This is a genomic window from Priestia megaterium, from assembly GCF_046599315.1.
In the GTDB taxonomy this organism is placed as follows: Bacteria; Bacillota; Bacilli; order Bacillales; family Bacillaceae_H; genus Priestia; species Priestia megaterium_F.
Genome location: NZ_JBKIKC010000004.1, coordinates 57,348 through 77,724, shown reverse-complemented (window position 1 = coordinate 77,724; position 20,377 = coordinate 57,348). Strand labels below are relative to the sequence as shown.

At 38.1% G+C, this 20,377-nt stretch carries 19 protein-coding genes; 4 read left to right on the top strand and 15 right to left on the bottom strand.

What is annotated here, in order from left to right:
* Positions 1-143: 143 nt before the first annotated feature.
* The 8 genes from opp4C to ACLHDF_RS14705 all read right to left on the bottom strand — a co-directional run bounded on the left by opp4C (position 144) and on the right by ACLHDF_RS14705 (position 9,173).
* Positions 144-1,058: an oligopeptide ABC transporter permease gene (gene opp4C, locus ACLHDF_RS14740; RefSeq protein WP_413919492.1), complete on the bottom strand. Its 915-nt coding sequence runs from the start codon at positions 1,056-1,058 to the stop codon at positions 144-146.
* Between the two features lie 11 nt (positions 1,059-1,069).
* The gene (gene opp4B / locus ACLHDF_RS14735) at positions 1,070-2,035 is read right to left on the bottom strand and encodes an oligopeptide ABC transporter permease (protein ID WP_013055410.1); all 966 of its coding nucleotides are present in this window, start codon (positions 2,033-2,035) and stop codon (positions 1,070-1,072) included.
* Between the two features lie 28 nt (positions 2,036-2,063).
* Positions 2,064-3,800, bottom strand: a complete 1,737-nt coding sequence (gene opp4A / locus ACLHDF_RS14730; protein ID WP_413919491.1) for an oligopeptide ABC transporter substrate-binding protein — start codon at positions 3,798-3,800, stop codon at positions 2,064-2,066.
* Between the two features lie 43 nt (positions 3,801-3,843).
* A complete protein-coding gene (locus ACLHDF_RS14725; protein ID WP_413919490.1) occupies positions 3,844-4,827 on the bottom strand; it encodes an ABC transporter ATP-binding protein in 984 nt (327 codons plus the stop codon).
* Positions 4,827-5,849: an ABC transporter ATP-binding protein gene (locus ACLHDF_RS14720; protein WP_413919489.1), complete on the bottom strand. Its 1,023-nt coding sequence runs from the start codon at positions 5,847-5,849 to the stop codon at positions 4,827-4,829. The genes ACLHDF_RS14725 and ACLHDF_RS14720 overlap by 1 nt, the downstream gene beginning before the upstream one ends.
* A gap of 225 nt (positions 5,850-6,074) precedes the next feature.
* A complete protein-coding gene (locus ACLHDF_RS14715) occupies positions 6,075-6,848 on the bottom strand; it encodes a DUF2268 domain-containing protein (protein WP_413919488.1) in 774 nt (257 codons plus the stop codon).
* Between the two features lie 105 nt (positions 6,849-6,953).
* Positions 6,954-8,195: a beta-ketoacyl-ACP synthase II gene (gene fabF, locus ACLHDF_RS14710; protein ID WP_115653062.1), complete on the bottom strand. Its 1,242-nt coding sequence runs from the start codon at positions 8,193-8,195 to the stop codon at positions 6,954-6,956.
* Between the two features lie 39 nt (positions 8,196-8,234).
* Positions 8,235-9,173 (bottom strand): beta-ketoacyl-ACP synthase III, encoded by a 939-nt coding sequence (locus ACLHDF_RS14705; protein WP_013081747.1) that lies wholly within the window; start codon positions 9,171-9,173, stop codon positions 8,235-8,237.
* Positions 9,174-9,429: 256 nt separating this feature from the next.
* Between ACLHDF_RS14705 and ACLHDF_RS14700 the strand changes: the two genes are divergently transcribed.
* Positions 9,430-9,630, top strand: coding sequence for a hypothetical protein (locus ACLHDF_RS14700; protein WP_413919487.1), 201 nt, complete (start codon positions 9,430-9,432; stop codon positions 9,628-9,630).
* Positions 9,631-9,658: 28 nt separating this feature from the next.
* Here ACLHDF_RS14700 and ACLHDF_RS14695 read toward each other — a convergent pair whose 3' ends face one another.
* The 3 genes from ACLHDF_RS14695 to ACLHDF_RS14685 all read right to left on the bottom strand — a co-directional run bounded on the left by ACLHDF_RS14695 (position 9,659) and on the right by ACLHDF_RS14685 (position 11,737).
* The gene (locus tag ACLHDF_RS14695; protein ID WP_413919486.1) at positions 9,659-9,853 is read right to left on the bottom strand and encodes a ComZ family protein; all 195 of its coding nucleotides are present in this window, start codon (positions 9,851-9,853) and stop codon (positions 9,659-9,661) included.
* A gap of 76 nt (positions 9,854-9,929) precedes the next feature.
* Positions 9,930-10,814: an NAD-dependent epimerase/dehydratase family protein gene (locus ACLHDF_RS14690; RefSeq protein WP_413919485.1), complete on the bottom strand. Its 885-nt coding sequence runs from the start codon at positions 10,812-10,814 to the stop codon at positions 9,930-9,932.
* Positions 10,815-10,996: 182 nt separating this feature from the next.
* Entirely contained in the window at positions 10,997-11,737 is a 741-nt protein-coding gene (locus tag ACLHDF_RS14685; protein ID WP_413919484.1) for an alpha/beta hydrolase, read from the bottom strand.
* A 209-nt stretch (positions 11,738-11,946) separates the two neighbouring features.
* Between ACLHDF_RS14685 and ACLHDF_RS14680 the strand changes: the two genes are divergently transcribed.
* Together ACLHDF_RS14680 and ACLHDF_RS14675 are read left to right on the top strand one after the other, a co-directional pair.
* Complete coding sequence (locus tag ACLHDF_RS14680) at positions 11,947-12,135, top strand: YjzD family protein (RefSeq protein WP_413919483.1); 189 nt, start codon at positions 11,947-11,949, stop codon at positions 12,133-12,135.
* Between the two features lie 199 nt (positions 12,136-12,334).
* Positions 12,335-13,219 (top strand): NAD(P)-dependent oxidoreductase, encoded by an 885-nt coding sequence (locus ACLHDF_RS14675; protein ID WP_413919482.1) that lies wholly within the window; start codon positions 12,335-12,337, stop codon positions 13,217-13,219.
* Between the two features lie 42 nt (positions 13,220-13,261).
* On the opposite strand, the gene galT is transcribed toward ACLHDF_RS14675, so the two are convergent.
* Positions 13,262-14,785 (bottom strand): UDP-glucose--hexose-1-phosphate uridylyltransferase, encoded by a 1,524-nt coding sequence (gene galT, locus ACLHDF_RS14670; protein WP_413919481.1) that lies wholly within the window; start codon positions 14,783-14,785, stop codon positions 13,262-13,264.
* 30 nt (positions 14,786-14,815) lie between these two features.
* Positions 14,816-15,994 (bottom strand): galactokinase, encoded by a 1,179-nt coding sequence (locus tag ACLHDF_RS14665; RefSeq protein ID WP_413919480.1) that lies wholly within the window; start codon positions 15,992-15,994, stop codon positions 14,816-14,818.
* Positions 15,995-16,331: 337 nt separating this feature from the next.
* On the opposite strand from ACLHDF_RS14665, the gene ACLHDF_RS14660 reads away from it, so the two are divergent.
* On the top strand, positions 16,332-17,225 hold the full coding sequence (locus ACLHDF_RS14660; protein WP_413919479.1) for a helix-turn-helix domain-containing protein: 894 nt from the start codon (positions 16,332-16,334) through the stop codon (positions 17,223-17,225).
* A 28-nt stretch (positions 17,226-17,253) separates the two neighbouring features.
* On the opposite strand, the gene ACLHDF_RS14655 is transcribed toward ACLHDF_RS14660, so the two are convergent.
* Positions 17,254-17,505: a hypothetical protein gene (locus ACLHDF_RS14655; protein WP_014461601.1), complete on the bottom strand. Its 252-nt coding sequence runs from the start codon at positions 17,503-17,505 to the stop codon at positions 17,254-17,256.
* 199 nt (positions 17,506-17,704) lie between these two features.
* Positions 17,705-20,308, bottom strand: a complete 2,604-nt coding sequence (gene clpB / locus ACLHDF_RS14650; protein WP_413919478.1) for an ATP-dependent chaperone ClpB — start codon at positions 20,306-20,308, stop codon at positions 17,705-17,707.
* Between the last annotated feature and the right edge of the window lie 69 nt (positions 20,309-20,377).

Below are 20,377 nucleotides of genomic sequence, written 5' to 3'. Positions count from 1 at the left end.
AAAATTGCTAATGATCATTAAAGGCTTCAAGAACTATCTCCATCCCTATAAACAACAAAAAATCCGAGTTTCTTCTATAATAATATGTTTGTCAGGAGGTCTGACAAACCTAAAAAAATCTATCACACTTTTGTGATAGATTTTTAACGAAGAGATTTTGGATTCAAAGCATCTTTTAATCCTTCACCAATGAAGTTGATAGCTAGGATTGTAAATGTAATAGCTAAACCGGGCGGAACCCACATCCAAGGCTTATTTTGCAGTACATCTGACTCCCTTGCTTCTGTCAGCATATTCCCCCAGCTTGGCGTATCCGCCGGTACACCAAAGCCAATAAAGCTAATCGCTGACTCAAATACAATAAGAATTGCCATCTGCAAACTGGCTTGAACCACAATCGTTGAAAACACATTTGGCAGCAAATGTTTAAAAATAATCTTAAACGGGCTGCACCCGATGGAAACAGCTGAAAGTACATATTCATTTTCTTTTTCAGCCAAGACTTTACTTCGAACTAGCCGTGCCGTACTCCCCCAGCTTAAGAAACTAACAACCAGAATTAACGTCCAAACGCCTGAGATTTTTCCAATTAAAATTGCATTTAACACCACAACGAAAACAATGAGCGGAAAGTTTAATACAAAGTCTGTAAAACGCATTAAGAATTGATCTACTTTTCCTCCGTAATAACCGGCAATTGAACCAATAAGAGTCCCAATTAAAATAACGAGCGTTGTACAAGCAACTCCAATCAGTAACGAAGTTCTTCCTCCATACAGCGTACGTGCAAACACGTCTCGTCCATTTGTATCCGTTCCAAACCAATGCTCACTAGAAGGCGCTGCATTCATCGCCATATAGTCGATACGCGTAATATCTGCTTTGGTAAGCAGCGGTGCAAAAATGGCAAGAAGCGTAATCACAATCATAAAAGCTAAACTGATCATGGCTAATTTATTTTTAACAAACTTCTTTCGCGCAATCGCCCATGGAGAAAGGTTTTTAGGAGGTTTCATATTCATTTCTGGCTGTACGTCTTTTTTCGTTACAATTTCCATACTTTCTCCTCCTAATCCAAACGAATACGCGGATCTGCTACGCCGTATAACAAGTCAGCAACCAGATTCCCAACTAGTGTTAAAATTGAAAACAGCATTGTAAGCGACATCATAACTGAATAGTCACGAGTTGCTACAGAGTCAACAAATAACTTTCCAATTCCTGGATAAGTGAAGATTGTCTCTGTGATAATAGAACCGCTAATAATCGTCACAAGATCAAACCCTAAAAACGTAATAAGCGGAATCATTGAGTTGCGTAAGATATGAACATTATAAATTTTAGATTCTTTTGTTCCTTTTGCTCTAGCTGTACGTACAAAATCTTTGCGACTGTTTTCAATAATATCATTACGCAAAAATTGAGTGTACTGCGCGGTCGACATTAATCCAAGAATCAGCGCGGGTAATATGACATGGTGAATTCTACTTTGAATAAATTCCCATGACCCTTCTTTCAATCCTACTTCAACAGAACCGCTAAATGGAAACCAACCTAGCTGAAAGGAAAATAAATAAATGCCTACGATCCCTGCAATGAATGATGGAACTGCTAATGCAAAGTAATTGTATCCTGCAATAAAGTTATCCGCTAAAGTATACGGTTTTCTTCCTGCATACATACCTAAAATAAATGCAAATACATACGTAATTAAAAGCGAAGTTAAAGCTAAAAAGATAGTATTAGGCATACGCTCTAAAATAATATCTAATGTCGGTAACTTATGAGTTGTTGACTTCCCTAAATCTCCTTGTGCCACTCCCTTTACCCAGTTCCAGTATTGAACGTAGATAGGATCGTTATATCCTAGCTTATCACGCATTTCCTCAATGTATTTTGGATCTGTATTACTAGGGTTGATTTCTCCCCCAAAGGGGTCCCCTGGCATCATTTTTGCCAGGGAAAACACAACAAAGGAGATTAGAATCAACATTGGAATCATCCCTAAAATACGTCTTAGTGAGTATTGCAGCATCGTTGACTCTCCTTTACATGTAAAATATTTATTCCGTCACAGACCATTTCTCCGGATCTACTACTACCGTTGATGGATCTAGAGTTACGTTTTTCACACGCTTATTAACAGCATAAATATTGATATTTTCCCATAAAGGAAGTGCTGGCAGCTGCTCATTAAAGAATTTTTGCCATTTTACATATACGTCTTTACGGTATCTATCATCAAATGATTTTTCACTTAAACCGTCTTTAAGCATTTGATCAGATTCTTCATTTACCCAACGCCCATAGTTCCACTCAGCATTAGAACTCCAGAATCCTGTAGGATCTGGATCTGATCCAGTGTCCCAAGAACCAAAAAACGCTTCTAACACTTTATCGTCGTTATCTTTCATTTCATTGTATAAGTTAAACTCAACAAGTGAACCCGTTGCTAATTTTGTTTTAATACCAATATCATTCCATGCTTGCATAATAGCCTTCGCACGGCCCTCGAAGTTGGATGGACCAGCATAGTGACCGAATGAGATTGTAAATGGTTTTCCATTTGGATCTTCTACAAAACCATCATTATTTTTATCTTTATAACCAGCTTCAGCTAAGAGTTTTTTAGCTTTTTCTGGACTATATTTGTAATTTGTTAACTCTTTTTGATCAGCAGCAATCCAGAATACAGACGGAATAACTGTATTAGAAACGACTGCTTTATCGTTCATAAACGCTTTTACCATTGCTTTTCTATCTAGTGCATAAAGCAGTGCTTGACGAAGCTTTAGCTCTTTGAACTTGTCGTAATCATCTACGTTTTTGCCAGTCTTTTGATCACGATGTCCAAATCGTAGGCCAATGTACGAGTAACTAGTTGATTTCCCTTCCAAAAAGTCTAAGTTTTCTGCTTTTTCAACTTGCCCTAAATCAGCTGGACGAACATCCATAATGTCAACATCGCCTTTTTTCAATGCTCCAGCGGAAACAGATGGATCCAGTACTTTTACAACAACGCCATCAAGATGAGGCTTACCTTTCCAATAATCATCATTGCGCTCCATTTGGACATATTCACTTGCTACTACTTTTTTCACTTTAAATGGTCCAACACCAATTGGCTCTTTACGAACTTTTTTGGATTCTGCAAGATCTTTTACAGCAATTCCTTCATAGTATTTTTTCGGCATTGGATACGGCCATAGATTGTCCAAGTTATTTACACGAACTTCTTTAAACGTTACTTTAAATGTTTGCGGATCTACTACTTCAACACCAGAAATAGAATCTGCTTTGCCGTCGTGATATTCTTGCGCACCTTTAATATGCTCAACGTTTACATAGCGCGGGCCTGTATAATCTTTATCCGCAATCGTTTCATACGTATATTTAAAATCATCTGCAGTTAACGGATCTCCGTTATGCCACTTAATGCCCTTTTTTAATTTAAACGTGTAAGTTAGTTTATCACCACTCACTTCCCAAGTAGCTAAGTCAGGTTTAATCTTTAATTTCTTATCATAAGTAAAGAGACCTTCATTGATAAATTCTAATATTTGGCTATCATATGCACTACCATACAACGCATATTCAAAAAGCCCTTCCGGCGCTCCATCAATTCCATACGTAATCGTTCCGCCATCTTTTGGCTTGTCTGTTTTTGCACCTTCAGTTTTTGCTTCTCCGCCTTCTTTACTAGAAGATGAAGAACTGCTTCCACCGCTGCATGCCGCTAGAAAAAGCGATAGCACAAGCAAAATGGAAACAAGTGATAAAAACGATTTCTTTTTCATCATAACGTTCCCCCTATTTAACTAGTAATCTGTTCGTATGTAGCTTTTACGAGTTATATAAATGGCAAGCTACTTGGTGTCCAGATCTCACCTCCTTTAAGGTAGGTTTCGTTTGGCTGCACTCTGCCATTGCATGCATACAGCGAGGATGAAACGCACAGCCTTTTGGTGGATCAATTGGACTTGGCACATCTCCCTGTAAAATAATACGCTGTTTTTTCTTTCGTGGATCCGGTTCAGGTATAGCCGATACAAGCGCTTGCGTATAAGGATGCAATGGCTCGGCATATAGACTTTTCTTATCGGCAATTTCCACTAAACCGCCTAGATACATAACACCGATACGGTCACTCATATGTTTAACAACACTCAAATCATGGGCAATAAATAAAAAGGTTAGGTCGAATTCTTGTTGGAGTTCTTTAAGAAGGTTTAAAACTTGTGATTGAACAGAAACGTCGAGTGCTGATACCGGTTCATCAGCAACAATAAGTTTTGGATGAAGGGCAAGTGCACGTGCAATGCCAATACGCTGACGCTGTCCACCAGAAAATTCGTGAGGATATTTATAATATGCATCTTCTGGTAACCCTACTTTTGTAAGTAGATTCATAACTTCTGATTTTAATTGATTGGTTGATTTTCCTGTAAAGTTCCGAATTGGTTCAGAAATAACATCTCCTACCATTTGCATGGGGTTAAGGGAAGCATAAGGATCTTGAAAAACCATTTGAAAATCTTGTCTGATTTTACGGAGAGAAGTCCCTTTTACTTCTGTAATATCTTTACCATCAAAAATGATTTTGCCGCTAGTTGGTTCCAGCAGTCTTAGAATCGTTCTACCTGCCGTGGATTTTCCACATCCGGATTCTCCTACCAGTCCGAGCGTTTCACCTTTTCGAATAGCAAAAGAAATACCGTCAACTGCTTTTACATCACCAATTTTCTTTCGGAAAAATCCGCCGTGAATAGGATAGTAGGTTTTTAAGTGCTGAACTTCTAGCAATACATCTTTTACCGCTTTAGTCATTAGCTTGTCTTCACTCCTTTTGACGGATAGCTATTTTCATACAGCAGACATGCGACTTCATGCCCTGGTGAATCCGCGCGAAGAACAGGCGTAACGGAACTGCAATCTTCTATTGCATGAGGGCAGCGGTTAACGAAACGACAGCCTGTCCGTGGCATGTTTACAAGAGAAGGCACAATTCCTTTGATCGTATTTAATACTTCTACATCATCTTCCATACGTGGGATTGAGTGAAGAAGTGCTTTCGTGTAAGGATGTTTTGGGGCATAGAATAATGTATCGACCTCTGTATGCTCAACAATTTTCCCTCCATACATGACAATCACTTCATCACACATCTCAGCAACGACTCCTAAATCATGTGTGATCATAATAATAGACATATCATTGCTTTCTTGAATTTCTTTTAACAATTCTAAAATTTGAGCTTGAACCGTAACATCTAGGGCCGTTGTCGGCTCATCGGCAATTAAAAGCTTAGGCTGACAAGCTACCGCCATGGCAATCATGACACGCTGTCTCATTCCTCCTGACAGCTGATGCGGATATTCATCGATGAGCTTTTCGGATCTCGAAATACCAACGCTTTTTAAAAGCGCAATGCTTTTCTCACGTGCTTCTGCTTTTGATATATTCATATGGTTAAACAGTACTTCCTGCAGCTGATACCCGATGGTTAACACGGGATTAAGAGATGTCATCGGTTCTTGGAAAATCATTGAGATGTCTTTCCCACGAACATCATTCATCTCATCTTCTGATAAATGCGTAAGATTCTTTCCATTAAATAAAACGCTTCCGCTTCTAATTTGACTATTTACTTTAGGTAATAGTCCAATAACGGATAAAGACAATACGCTTTTTCCACATCCAGATTCCCCTACAACTCCTACAATTCGCTTTCGTCCGACTTGAAATGACACGTCGTCCACAGCATTATGCCAGGAATTATTAATGGAAAAAGCAGTTTGTAAATTTTTTACTTCTAGTAAAGGTGTCGATTCGACGGGCTTTTTATCCATTTATAGTGCACACCTCATTTTTCTAAAAATTGTTATATTTGAATAAGATATTATTACAATTTTATTACAAAATCAATATTTTTCGAAAATTAAATATATTTTTTATTTTTAAAATAACCATTTCTGAATATCTCTTCAGCACTTTAACGCACAAACCCTCTAATTTTTGTTAAAAATAGGATAAAATTTACTAAATTTCATTTTAGGTATATAGCACTTGTTTTTTTACAGTTCAAACGCAGATTTTTTTAAGATAGTATTGGTGCTAAGAGGAAGCAGCTGGATAGTGGTCAAATTTTGAGGCTTCATGCAGGAAGTAACGAGATGATAGCCAATATTGTAGCCCATCATTTCTGGATACCAATTTCGGCCGAATAATAGTTGATTATATTTTTTTTCGTCAGCGCGCAAGTTATAGTAAGGTTTAACATGCTTTTCCCACATTTTTTTGGCTTCTTCGATCGTGTAATAATTTGTCCAAGGGGCTAAATACTTTTTACCACAATACTCCTCTACAGCTCTTTCAGCTAAGCCCTCCATCATCATAGCGTCTAACAAAGTAATCGTTTCATCAGACTTATTAATGGCTTTTAACCTGCAGACGTGATGGTATTCATGGGTAAGTACCGCTAACATTTCTTCATCGGATGTTTGGCCTGTCATAAAAACAAATAATTTATCAGTAAAAGCGACACCTGCTCTTCCGTTAAATTCACGCTGCATTTTCCGATTTCTAGGGTCGCTTGGAAGCAATAGCACCGCTACGTCCGGCCCATTCCATGCTTTTTTGAGTTTCTCGTAATGTGCTTTAACCTTCTTCCAAACCTGTCTTTCCTTCATCTCTTCTAATTCTTTTATAAATATTAAAGAAGGAGGACACATTCCGTAGTTAAAAAGTAATTCCATATATTCTTTTTCTTTTAATTTCTTAAAATAGCGCTCAAGATAACGGCTTATTTCTTTCGGCTCCGTCCAAGTAGAAGTTGAAACAATCGGCATGCTTTTTCCTCGCTTTCTTCATCCTTTTGTTTCATGATATGTTCACAGCTACTCTTTTGGTTATCAAAAATAAAAAAATTCTAGGCATCAGCCTAGAATTTTTTATTATGCTTCGTATTTTTTAAAGATGATCGTTGCATTGTGACCGCCAAAACCAAGTGAGTTGCTTAGCACCGCTTTTACTTCTTGTTTACGCGCTTTGTTTGGAATGTAGTCTAGGTCGCACTCTTCATCAGGTGTTTGGTAATTAATTGTTGGAGGAAGAATACCGTCTTGAATTGCTTTTACACTAAAAATAGCTTCTACTCCACCAGCAGCTCCTAGCAAATGTCCAGTCATTGACTTTGTTGAACTAATTGCTACTTTTTGAGCGTGGTCACCAAATACTTCTTTAATAGCCATTGTTTCAAATTTATCATTGTATCCTGTACTTGTACCGTGAGCATTGATGTAATCAATATCACTTGGCTGTAGGCCTGCATCTTCAATCGCATGGCGCATTGCACGAACGCCGCCTTCTCCTCCTGGAGCTGGCGCTGTGATATGATGAGCATCCCCTGTTGAACCATAGCCCACAATTTCAGCATAAATACGTGCGCCACGTGCTAATGCATGCTCAAGCTCTTCAAGTACAATAACACCCGCACCTTCTCCCATAACAAAGCCGTCACGGTCTTTATCAAACGGACGAGATGCCGTTGCAGGATCTGGATTTGTAGAAAGTGCTTTATTCGCACAGAAACCAGCAATAGATAAACGTGTGATCGGCGCTTCCGTACCGCCTGTAATCATCACGTCTGCATCTCCGCGCTGAATTACTTTAAACGCATCACCAATAGAGTTGGTGCCTGTTGCACATGCCGTTACTGTACAAGAATTCACGCCTTTCGCCCCTAAAGCGATAGAAACTTGTCCTGTCGCCATATCAGGAATCATCATCGGAATGAAGAATGGACTTACACGGCGAGCACCTTTTTCTAATAACGTTGAATATTGGTTTTCAAACGTTTCCATACCGCCAATTCCAGAACCAATCCAAACGCCGACGTTTGGAGCAATTTCTTCTGTAATAGTCAAGTCAGCATCTTTAACAGCCGCCAATGCAGCTACCATCGCATATTGAGTAAAGCGATCCATCTTACGAGCTTCTTTGCGGTCAATAAAATCTTCCACGTTAAAATCTTTTACTTCAGCCGCTACTTTAGCCGGAAATTCATCTGCATCTAGTCTTGTTAAAGGACCCACGCCAGATACGCCTGCTACTGCGTTTTTCCAAGCTGTTTCTACGTCATTTCCAATTGGTGTAAGCCCACCAAGCCCTGTTACAACTACACGTTTTTTATTCATCGTACATTCATCTCCTTCAGTTGCTTTAAAAATGTAGTGTTATTTTCCCCATCTAATAGCAATAGCTCCCCATGTTAAGCCGCCTCCGAAGCCAACCATTACAATTAAATCATCATCTTGAATTTTCCCTGCTTCAAGCTCATGGACAATTGAAATTGGAATGGATGCTGCTGATGTATTGCCGTAATATTGGATTGTTTTAGACATTTTTTCTTCAGGCAAGTCTAATCGCTGTCTTGCTGCTTCCATAATACGAATATTTGCTTGATGAGGTACAAGGAAATCAACATCCTCTTTTGTTAAACCTGCTTTTTCAATTACATTAACAGCAGATTCCCCCATTTGTCGAACAGCAAACTTAAATACTTCGCGTCCGTTCATTACAATATGATCAAGCTCATTTTGATACAAGTGCTTGCCTCCCGTACCGTCGGATCCTAATTCAAAGGATAAAATACCTCGTCCTTCTGATACAGGTCCCATTACAACTGCACCTGCACCGTCTCCAAATAAAACAGCCGTATTACGGTCGTCCCAATCTGTAATCTTAGAAAGCTTTTCTACACCGACCACCAATATATGCTTGTAAGCATTGGTTTCAATAAATTGTTTAGCTGTAATCATGCCGTACATAAATCCTGCGCATGCTGCACTCACATCGTAAGAAGCTGCTTTTTTTGCTCCCAGTTTCTCTTGTAGCATACATGATACTGTAGGAAACGGTTGATCTGGCGTTACCGTAGCAACAATGATCATATCAATATCTTCTGCTTCGACGTTAGCTTTATGTAAAGCTTCAACTGCTGCTTTATAAGCTAAATCAGATGTGTCCTCGTTATCGGCTGCAATTCGGCGCTCTTGAATACCTGTGCGCGTACGAATCCACTCATCTGACGTATCCATAACTTTTTCAAGATCTAAATTTGTTACAACTTTCTCTGGTACATAACGTCCAATTCCTAGAACACCAGCGTTCATATCAACCTCTCCTTTAAATAAAAGGCTTATATTCCTATAAAACCTATATCCGTCATTTCATTTATCGATTATATAATCAATTATTATGAGTTGGTACTAATTTTACTTCATTTTTTATTTTTTGTCTATATAGGTGTTTGTCCTACTCAGTTATCTATCATGCTACATATAGTAATCATACGGGTCCCTCTTACTCTAGTATGGGACATTAGGGAGAAACTTACCCATCTTTAAGATAGTGAAAGGAATGAGTATCATGGCAAGAAGACAAAGAAATGAATCTTTTTCTGATTTTATGTTTGGAGCTGGGCGTAGAAAATCAAGAGAAGAAAGAGAACAGGAGGAATGGGAACGATTATTTAAACAAATTGATGGAATTGTACTCGCTGTCGAAGAACTAGCTCCTCTCCTTAAACAGTTTGCTCCTTTACTCGTTTTATTTTCCAAACAAAAATAACAGCTCGGATTCTACCGAGCTGTTATTTTTAGTTGGTTTCATTTTCAGCTAATGCATCTTGCTTGCCAAGCTCATAGGCATCGTTCATTACTTTTGTTAGTAATGATAATACGGGCTGTACATGTTCCATTGATAACTCAACGCCTGTTTCATCTAAAATCTGCTTTGCTTCTGGCAAATACTTCATTGCAATTTGCATGAATTGCATATTTTGCTCTTCCATAATGAAATCTCCTTTATTAAAAACATTTATTCCTCCTTATATTAGCGAATCTATTCTATAAGCACAACTTTCACCTTTAATGAAAAGGTAAAAAGAATGTTCTCATATGTTTTTTTTGCAGATAAATGCCTTCTTTAGCTGTTACTGTTGAAGAAAAATGCAGCAATTCTTTCGCTTTCCTGCTGATTTCATATTTTTCCTGAGCCGCCTCTTTCTTCACATCCATATGAGTAATATTTGCCCCTGCGGTCCATGGCTGTAACTTCTCTTCAACCAAATGAACTACTTCGTATGAAAACACAGCTGTTTTACAGCGTCTAAGGGCACTTACAGCGTCTTCAATATAAACAATAAAATCTGTGCCTTCCATAACGTTAAAAGCCTCTTCGTACCCTGCGATATTTTTAGAATAGCACATTGACAAAGGTTGCCAAGGTCCGTAAAGAGTGGGCGTTCTGACAATCATAATTGGCCATCCATCGTCTTTATATTTTTCTATCATTCGCTCAAAATGAACGTATAGCCTTCCTTCACTACTGTCTGGTTCTGGAACCGTTGTTTCTTGAATCTTTCGCTGCTGATCTCCAAATACCCGCATGGTAGAAACAAACACAAATTGAATGTTGAATTGACGACATTTATTAAGCGCTTGAATGAGCACTTGCTGCGCTTTTTGCATTTTTTTTCTTAAAAAATCAGGATGATAAAAATCTCCTCCATCAAAATACGTAAAGTAGACAATATCTGTTTCTGACGTAATCATATCTAATGACTCCCCTACTTCAGTCGATGCATAATTAGCGTTTCGTCCTAGAAAAAATTTCATCTCTTCCTGCAGGTCATCTTCTTCCGTATGAGCAGAATGTGTATACCCTTTTACTTCCGTACCTTCGTCTAAAAAAGCCATACATAAATGAAAACCAATAAAGCGGTTTGCCCCGATTATCACTACATTTCCCATGTCTTTGCCTCCAATTCTTTATTCATCATTTATTCAACAAAAAGCGTCAAGCCTTATCGTTATAGAAAGTACTCATTCCTTATTTCAAAGAAGTTCATCTGTGAAAGCATCATGAGCTCTTTGTTTCCTTTTGTCTCTTATACAAAAAGCCCCTATGATATGTATAATCATAGAAGCTTCGCTTATAACACTTTTTCATGCTGTTTATAAAATTGAAGAAGCGATCGTTCAAACAGATAGTTTTTTTCTGGTAAATAAAGTGAAAGCATAATTGGAGAGTGAAGTTCTTCACGATGTAGTTCATATTTTTTGCTGTGTGCAATCGGATAGTGAGTAGAAGCACTAGGCGCAGTCCATATCTTTACGGGCAGCGTTGATTTTAATTCTGTAACAGAAGGATATTCCTTAATTAGCTTTGATACCTGCTTTCGCTCCACTTTATAAGCCTGTGTCAAGTCCTTCGTGAATTGTTTATAAAAAAATTTATTATTTTTTTCATGTTCTGCATGCGTATGAAGATCAATACATGGATTTAATAAACCAACTGATCGAATGAACGTATTGCCGTCATTTTCCATTAGCTGTAGCGCTAACAGAGATCCCATTCCTTCAGCTAAAATATGAATTCGTTTATTTAAAATTTCTTGTTTCATTACTAAATGATAAAGCTGTTTTGCCAGGTGATATGCTTCAGGAGACCCCCAGTGCCGACCATATAAATTGGAATAAAATACTGTATACCCTTCATCTTGTAAATATTGCAACAGCTGTGACCTTCCGCCGTGCTGAATCCATAAGCTAGTTGAACTTTCAACAAAATGATCTTTATCACCCAATACTAACACACCGAAACCATTCGGTCGTTCAGGGACATGTACGACATTCCATTGCGTATCTAAGCTAAAAAAGCGTCGATGTATCATAGCTCTTCCTCCGTAACTTACTAGTTGTTCCATACAGTGTATGATAGAACCATCAAAAAGCGCACTAGAATAATGCCTATTTCTAACTTATTGCTCTTTTGTTTCTACATAGAAACACGCCCCCTATCTATTCATAAAAAATTCAATTTCTTATTTGATTGCTATATGCTAAAATAAAATCAAACTGTACTGTAAACGAGGTGAATAGAATGCGTGTCGTAATGGCTTTTGTTTGGGGCTTTTTACTAATGAATATGGCAGTGTACGTAATCTCTGCAATGACGGGAGGTACTTACAATTTCGCAACCGCTTCCATCCTTGGAGGAGTTTTCACGCTGGTTGTAATTTTGATTGGAGAACTGGGTGTACCGAATAAACCAGCAAATAATCACCACTAAAAAGTGTTGGCTGTGAAGCCAGCGCTTTTTTTATCTTTTGGCATAGGCTCTTCTCATCGCTTTCTGTCATGGACTCATATTTAAATCGAACGACTGATACCACTTTTATCGATATCTAGTTAGAATCATTGATTATGCCAAACTTTAACTATATAATTTTAGAATAATCAAATTATTAACTTTAGGAGTGAATGCTGCTGTGACTAAAGAAAAAATCGGTTTTATTGGAACGGGCGTTATGGGTCAAAGCATGGCCGGTCATTTAATTGAGGCGGGATATGAAGTCCTTGTTTATACACGAACAAAAACTCGTGCTCAAGCATTACTTGAAAAAGGAGCCACATGGAAAGAAACAGTTCAAGAAGTATCTCAACAATCTGACGTTATTATCACGATGGTAGGCTACCCTCACGACGTAAAAGAGATTTATTTAGGTAAAGATGGCATTATACATAATGCGAAGAAAGGCTGCTATACAATTGATATGACGACATCGAGTCCTATACTTGCTCGTGAGATTTATCAAGCAGCCAAAGAAAAGCACATTTATGCGCTTGACGCTCCTGTTTCAGGAGGCGATGTTGGAGCTCAAAAAGCAACATTAGCGATTATGGTAGGAGGAGATCCTGAAGCATTTTCTGCCGTTACGCCTATCCTTGAAAAAATGGGGACAAATATCGTTCTTCAAGGAAGCGCTGGTGCTGGTCAACATACCAAAATGTGCAATCAAATTGCTATTGCCTCTAATATGATGGGTGTATGCGAAGCGATAATTTATGCTGAAAAAGCTGGATTAGATCCAAATACTGTTCTAAAAAGTATTGAAACAGGTGCAGCGGGAAGCTGGTCGTTAAGCAATTTAGCTCCTCGCATGATTAAAGGAGACTTCGAACCAGGTTTTTATATTAAACACTTTATTAAAGATATGAAGATTGCTATTGAATCAGCAGAAGAAATGGAGCTATATACACCAGGGTTAAAATTAGCAAAATCACTTTATGAACAGCTCGAAAAACAAGGCGATGAAGATAAAGGAACACAGGCGCTATATACCCTTTTAAAACAGCATGCCCTAACTGTATAAAAACAGGCGGCTCATTACGAGCTGCCTGTTTTTATGAATGATTTACTCTTCGTTTAACGAGTTCATAAAGCGGCTGAATGCGAGCTTCCCTTCAGTAGTTTGTTTAAACACACCTGCATGTTCTAAAATAGTTGCAAAGACAAATCCAAGCTCTTGTTGGAGTATGCCTTGGACATTTTTTGCTTCAATATGTGGATACTTTTTCTTTATTTGTTCAGCCCACTTCACATGTTTTTTCACTTGATCATGCCTGCTGGCTAACTCGCTCAAGTTATTCTGAACTAATCCTTTGGCAACTAAACTCATCTCATCTTTCAAACGACCAGGTAATACCGCAAGGCCCATTACTTCGATTAAACCTATATTCTCTTTTTTTATATGATGAACTTCTGCATGCGGATGATAAATGCCATCTGGATGTTTGCTGTTTGTTCGATTATTTCGCAGTACTAAATCTAATTCGTATAAGTCTCCTCTTTTCCTAGCAATAGGCGTGACCGTGTTGTGAGGAGTTTGATCTGTAAAAGCTAAAATACCAGCGCTTTGATCACTGTATGATTTCCATTTATTCAAAAGGAAATCCGCTGCTTCCACTAATGGTGAAAGGTGCGAACTTTGAAGACGAACAACCGACATCGGCCAATGAACAATTCCAGCTTTCACGTCTGGATGCGATTTAAGAGAAAATAATTTATTTATTTTTGCTTTAGCCATAGGAAACTCATGATAGCCGCCTTGAAAGTGATCATGTGTTAAAATAGATCCTCCTACAATTGGTAGATCTGCATTTGATCCTAAAAAATAATGCGGAAACTGCTCAACGAAGGCAAGCAGCCGATTAAACGTTTTCTTTGAAATATGCATAGGCGTATGCTCGCTCGCAAAAACAATGGCATGTTCATTGTAATAAACATAAGGCGAAAACTGCATGTACCACAGCTCTTCTTGTAATTCCACAGGAATAATCCGGTGATTTTGACGAGCTGGGTGGTTAATGCGACCTGCATAACCAGCATTTTCTTTACAAAGAAGGCATAGCGGATAGTTACTTTCTTTTAATGATTTGCTTGCTGCAATTGCTTTTGGATCTTTTTCCGGCTTAGACAAATTAATGGTAATTTCAAGTTCTCCAAAATCAGTGTCCGTTACCCATCTTTCGTTTTTAGCAATTCGATCTCTGCGAATATAGTGAATGTCTTTTGACAGCTTATAATAGTAGCTTGTGGCTTTTTGGGGGCTTTGTTGATAGTGATCATAAAATGTTCGATTAAACTCTGAAGGCATGCTTGCAAAGCAACCCATTATTTTTGTATCGAATAAATCTCTATAGGTAATAGAATTCTCAGCGATTCGATTGTTTTCTGCAGCCCAATCAAGCATGTTGTCTAAAATAGTAGCTGGATGTTCCAAAAGCTCTTCTTTGACTTCTACCATGATATATTCATCGAGCCTTAACACTTCCAGAAGTTTATTTCTCACCACATCTATATCCCATTTTGTTAATAGATTCTTTTGTAAACCATATTGAATAAGTCTGGTGATTTCTTCATGAATGTTGACTGACATACACTCGTTCCTTTCCCTATCTGTTTTCTCTTATACTGCTTCTAATGTGAGTTCGCGCGCTCCTTCTCCCACCGTAACCACATAAAATTCAGCTTCTAAATTCGTTTTCTTATAATAGGAGTCTCTTACTCGCTCAATAAACCTATCAACCTCTGCTTTTTTTACTATACTGATTGTACAGCCGCCAAAGCCTGCACCGGTCATACGTGATCCAATCACACCTTCTTGCAACCAAGCTGCTTCTACAAGAGCATCTAGTTCTTTTCCACTTACTTCATAGTCATCTCGCAGCGAACGGTGCGACTCATCCATCAATTGACCAAATCCTTTTAAATCGCCGTTTTGCAATTTAGCAACCGCTTCTTTTGTACGTTCATTTTCGTATACCGCATGTTTAGCACGCTTACAATCTACTTCATTTTGTATTAAAGACTTATGCTTTTCAAATTGTTCTTTTGTTAAATCACCAAGCGAATCAATGGAAAGTGAAGTTTGCAAATCAGACAGCGCTCTTTCACACTCCATGCGGCGTTCATTGTATTTTGAGTCTGCCAGCCCTCTTCGCTTATTTGTATTAGAAATAACGAGCACAGCATCTGTTAATTGCAGTGGACTATACTGGTATTCAAGAGTTTGACAATTTAACAATACAGCTTGATTTTCCTTTCCCATTCCAATCGCAAACTGATCCATTATGCCGCAGCTTACGCCAATAAATTCATTTTCAGCTTGCTGCGCCATTTTTACAAGGTCCATCATATCAATATGCAGCTCAAGAATTTTATTTAAAAGTACGCATGTGACTAACTCAATTGATGCCGATGATGAAAGCCCTGCTCCGTTAGGAATGTTGCCAAAAAACAAGATATCAAAACCAAAAGGAATATCATATCCGTGCTTTTTGAAGGTGTCCATTACTCCTTTTGGATAGTTAGCCCAATCATCTTCGGTTTTGTACGTTAGTTGCTCTACAGAAGATTCAATAACACCTACTTGAGGGAAATTTTTAGAGTACATACGAATTTTTCGATCATGACGTTGTTGCACTACCGCATACGTTCCTATATTCAATGAACAAGGAAAAACATGCCCTCCATTATAATCCGTATGTTCTCCAATTAAATTGACACGTCCTGGCGCAAAAAAGTAGCGAATAGCTTCTGATGAATGAAATATTTGTTTGAACTCTTCGATTAATTTTTCCAGCATTTATTATCACCTATTTTAAGTAGTTTTTTGGAAACGGATTCATATTTACATTGTAAAGTCCAATTTTCCTTGCCTCAATGGTAAAATTACTATTGATAATCGGTACTTTTTTGCTTATCACTTTAAAAATACTTCTTTTGAATTGATGGCGAACTCTTCTTGTGCAAAAAGGCGTCATCTTCATGTAAGTCGTAACTCGCAAATTATAAGAAAATAATAGATTTATAGATATTCACTAAAAATAATCACGATATTTTCAAAAAATTATAGAAAAATGAAAGCGATTACGTTAAAGTAAGAATTAAGTACTACTTTAATTCAAAAAGAAGGTGAAAATTTGCTCTCACATTTCCAAGCTCAAGAATATTCAACGTACGCATACAGGTTTTTAGAATCCCGCACAAACGAAGTTGCGCAGCTTTGGTCGGTTGGGTGGGATGAAGTTTTCTCTCCCCTTTATAACTGGAGCGGAAATCAGCGAAAAGATGTAGGAAAATATATTTTTCAATATACGGTTTCTGGGTATGGGATGATTGAAATAGATGGACAAGAATATAAAGTGGATGCTGGGAAAGCATTTATCGTCAATATACCTGGAAATTATCGCTATTACCTACCAAAGGAAAGTGAAAGCTGGGAGTTTATTTTTCTTACATTATACGGAGATGAAGTACAAAAATGCTGGGACTATATTCAGTCAACCCACTCACCTGTAATTCGGTTTCATCCTGAATCAGCACCTGTTCAGCTTCTTGCTCAAATATATAAGCGGGCAAGTGAAAAACATATAGCAGATCCATTTCATGCCTCAAGCTTATCTTACCGCTTTGTAATGGAGCTGTATCAATATATTAAAAGCATGGATAGCTTTACAGAAGACTGGCCAGAAAGTATTATTAGCTCTATTTTGTTTGCACGTAATCATTACCATGAAGAAATTGGTCCCGATGAAATGGCAGATGCAGCCCATTTATCTCGCTATCATTTTAGCCGTTTGTTTAAACAAACAACAGGGATTACGCCTATTCAGTATTTAACGAAACTTCGCATTCAAAAAGCGGCCGAGCTATTGCATCAAACTAAGTATTCAATCGAAGAAATTGCTGAAAACGTTGGCTATGCAAATGCTAATTATTTAACAAAAGTGTTTCGCAAAACGACTAATATGACACCAGGGCAATATCGAAAAAGTGATACATCCATTGATGAGCACTTTGCGTTGCCAAAATAAAGACGACTTCCATAAAAGGAAGTCGCCTTTATTTTTTATCTGGAATCTCTACTACAACCGAACCTTTTTCATAAATAAAAGTCAATTTTTTACCGGGGATAATCATATTTTCTAAAATGTCTCGTGCGGCTTGAAGTGCAAACTCTGTGCGTTCTGCCTTCTCCTGCACCTCTTCATTTTCAGCTTGAAGATCATTTTTATCCAGCGCTCTTATTTTCGTTAATGCCTGATCTATAAAATCGTATGCTTCGTCATATATCAGCTCTATACGGTCCTTCATGTGCTCATTCATGCTCCTTTGCCCATTTTGTATTATCATAAATGAATTAAATGTATTCTACAACCTAAAACTGAATAAGTTTTTACGCTTGACCTTCCTGTATTTTCTTTCACTTCTTTTGAGCCATTCTAAAAGAAAACGTGCTCTTAATAGCAAAAAAAGACCATTCAACTCATCATGAATGGTCTTTTTAGAAAACTTATATACTAACAATAAACTCATCATCTTTTACATCAACCGTCACTTGACTATAATCTTCAATTTGCCCTGCAATTAATTCTCTGGCAATTTTCGTTTCAATATATTTTTGAATAAATCTCTTTAAAGGGCGAGCTCCGTATACGGGATCAAATCCGGAAGCAGCAATATAATTTTTTGCTTCTTCTGTTAACGTTAACGAAATATGACGGTCGGATAAGCGCTTTTCAAGCTGAAGCAGGAGCTTATCAATAATTCCTTTTACTTCATGAACAGTTAGCGGTTTGAATAAAATCGTGTCATCTACTCGATTTAAGAATTCTGGACGAAAATGCTGTCTTAATTGAGTCATCACTTGCTCTCTTGCTTTTTCAGTAATCTCACCTTCACTTGTTAAACCGTCTAATAAAAATTGAGAACCTATATTTGACGTCATAATAATGACTGTATTTTTAAAATCAATAACTTTTCCTTTGGAGTCTGTCGCTCTTCCATCATCTAATATTTGAAGGAGCACATTAAATACTTCGGGATGGGCTTTTTCAATTTCATCCAGCAGAACGACTGAATAAGGCTTGCGTCTTACTGCTTCCGTTAATTGTCCGCCTTCTTCATATCCTACGTAGCCAGGAGGAGCTCCTATAAGTCTAGAGACCGCATGCTTTTCCATGTACTCAGACATATCAATACGAACCATTTGTTCTTCACTGTCAAATAGAGAATGTGCCAACGTTTTGGCCAGCTCTGTTTTCCCTACTCCGGTAGGTCCTAAGAAAATAAATGATCCAATCGGACGGTTCGGGTCTTTAATGCCCGCCCGTGCGCGAATCACAGCATCCGTAACTAAGGATACGGCTTCATCTTGTCCAATCACACGCTGCTGTAAAATGGACTCAAGCTTCAGCAGCTTTTCTCTTTCTCCTTCAACTAGTTTCGATACCGGAATTCCCGTCCATCTTCCTACAATTTCAGCAATTTCTTCTTCTGTCACTTCTTCTCTTAATAAACGGTTTTCTTGTGCTTTTTCAGCAGCTGTTTCTTCCAACTGTTTTAGTTCTTTTACAAGTGCTGGAATGCGTCCGTGACGAAGTTCAGCTGCTTTATTTAAGTCATATTTCCCTTCAGCTTCTTCTAGGTCTCGCTTCGCTTTTTCCAGCTGCTCCCGTACATCTTGTACCGTTTGAATCGACTGCTTTTCTTTTTCCCACTGCAGCTTCATTGTATCTGCACGTTCTTTTAAATCAGATACTTCTTTTCGAATTGCCTCTAACCTTGTTATGCTTGCTTGATCTGTTTCTTTACTTAATGCCGCTTCTTCAATTTCAAGCTGCATGACACGTCTTGTCACTTCATCTAGTTCTGATGGCATCGAATCAATTTCTGTTCGAATGGTTGCGCATGCTTCATCAATTAAATCGATTGCTTTGTCAGGTAAAAAACGATCTGAGATATAACGATCAGACATAACCGCTGCTGAAACAATTGCTCGGTCATGAATGTTTACACCGTGATGAATTTCAAATCTTTCTTTTAAACCACGTAAAATAGAGATTGTATCTTCTACTGAAGGTTCTTCAACTAGCACCTGTTGGAAGCGTCTTTCAAGCGCTGGATCTTTTTCAATATACTGACGGTACTCATCAAGGGTTGTAGCTCCTATGCAGTGAAGCTCTCCTCTAGCAAGCATTGGCTTTAAAATATTCCCTGCATCCATCGCTCCGTCCGTACGACCTGCTCCAACGATTGTATGAAGTTCGTCAATAAACAGAAGAATCTGACCGTTGCTTTTCTTAACTTCTTGAAGAACAGCTTTTAAACGTTCTTCAAATTCTCCTCTGAACTTCGCTCCAGCTACTAAAGCCCCCATATCTAATGAAAAGATGGTTTTATCTTTTAACCCTTCAGGCACATCTCGGCGAACAATACGCTGTGCTAGTCCCTCAACAATAGCTGTTTTACCAACGCCAGGTTCTCCGATCAAAACAGGATTATTTTTTGTTTTTCGCGATAAAATGCGGATAACGCGGCGAATTTCTCCGTCTCGTCCAATGACTGGATCAATGTTCCCCGCTCGTACTTCTGCCACTAAGTCTCTTCCATATTTATTCAACGCTTCATATGTGACTTCCGGATTTTGGCTTGTAATGCGCTGATTCCCTCGAAGGCTAGTAAGCACATCTTGCAGGGCTTTTTTTGTTATACCGTGACTTGAAAATAACTTGCCATATTCACTAGATGACGGTTCCTGTGCTAATGCTAAAAAGATATGCTCAACTGAAACATAATCATCTTGCAGACGAGATGCTTCTTCTTGAGCTTTAACAAACAGCTGCTGAAGTTTATTTGTAATATAAACTTTCCCTGCTTCTGCACCACTTCCAGTAACGGCTGGTTTTTTCGCAAGCAATTGATTTAGCTGCTGCTGAAAAGATTGATGATCTATATGTAAATGATCTAATATGCGAGGAGCAATACCATCTTGCTGATGAATGAGCGTATAAAGCAAATGAGCAATATCGACTTCCTGCTGATTTCGTTTAATAGCTTCGGACTGCGCTTCCATAACGGCTTCTTGCAATTTTTGAGTCATTTTATTTATATCCATTAAATATCCTCCTTCAATACATTTGACCTTTATTGACCTTTGTTTCATTATACCCAGCAACGAGAAAAC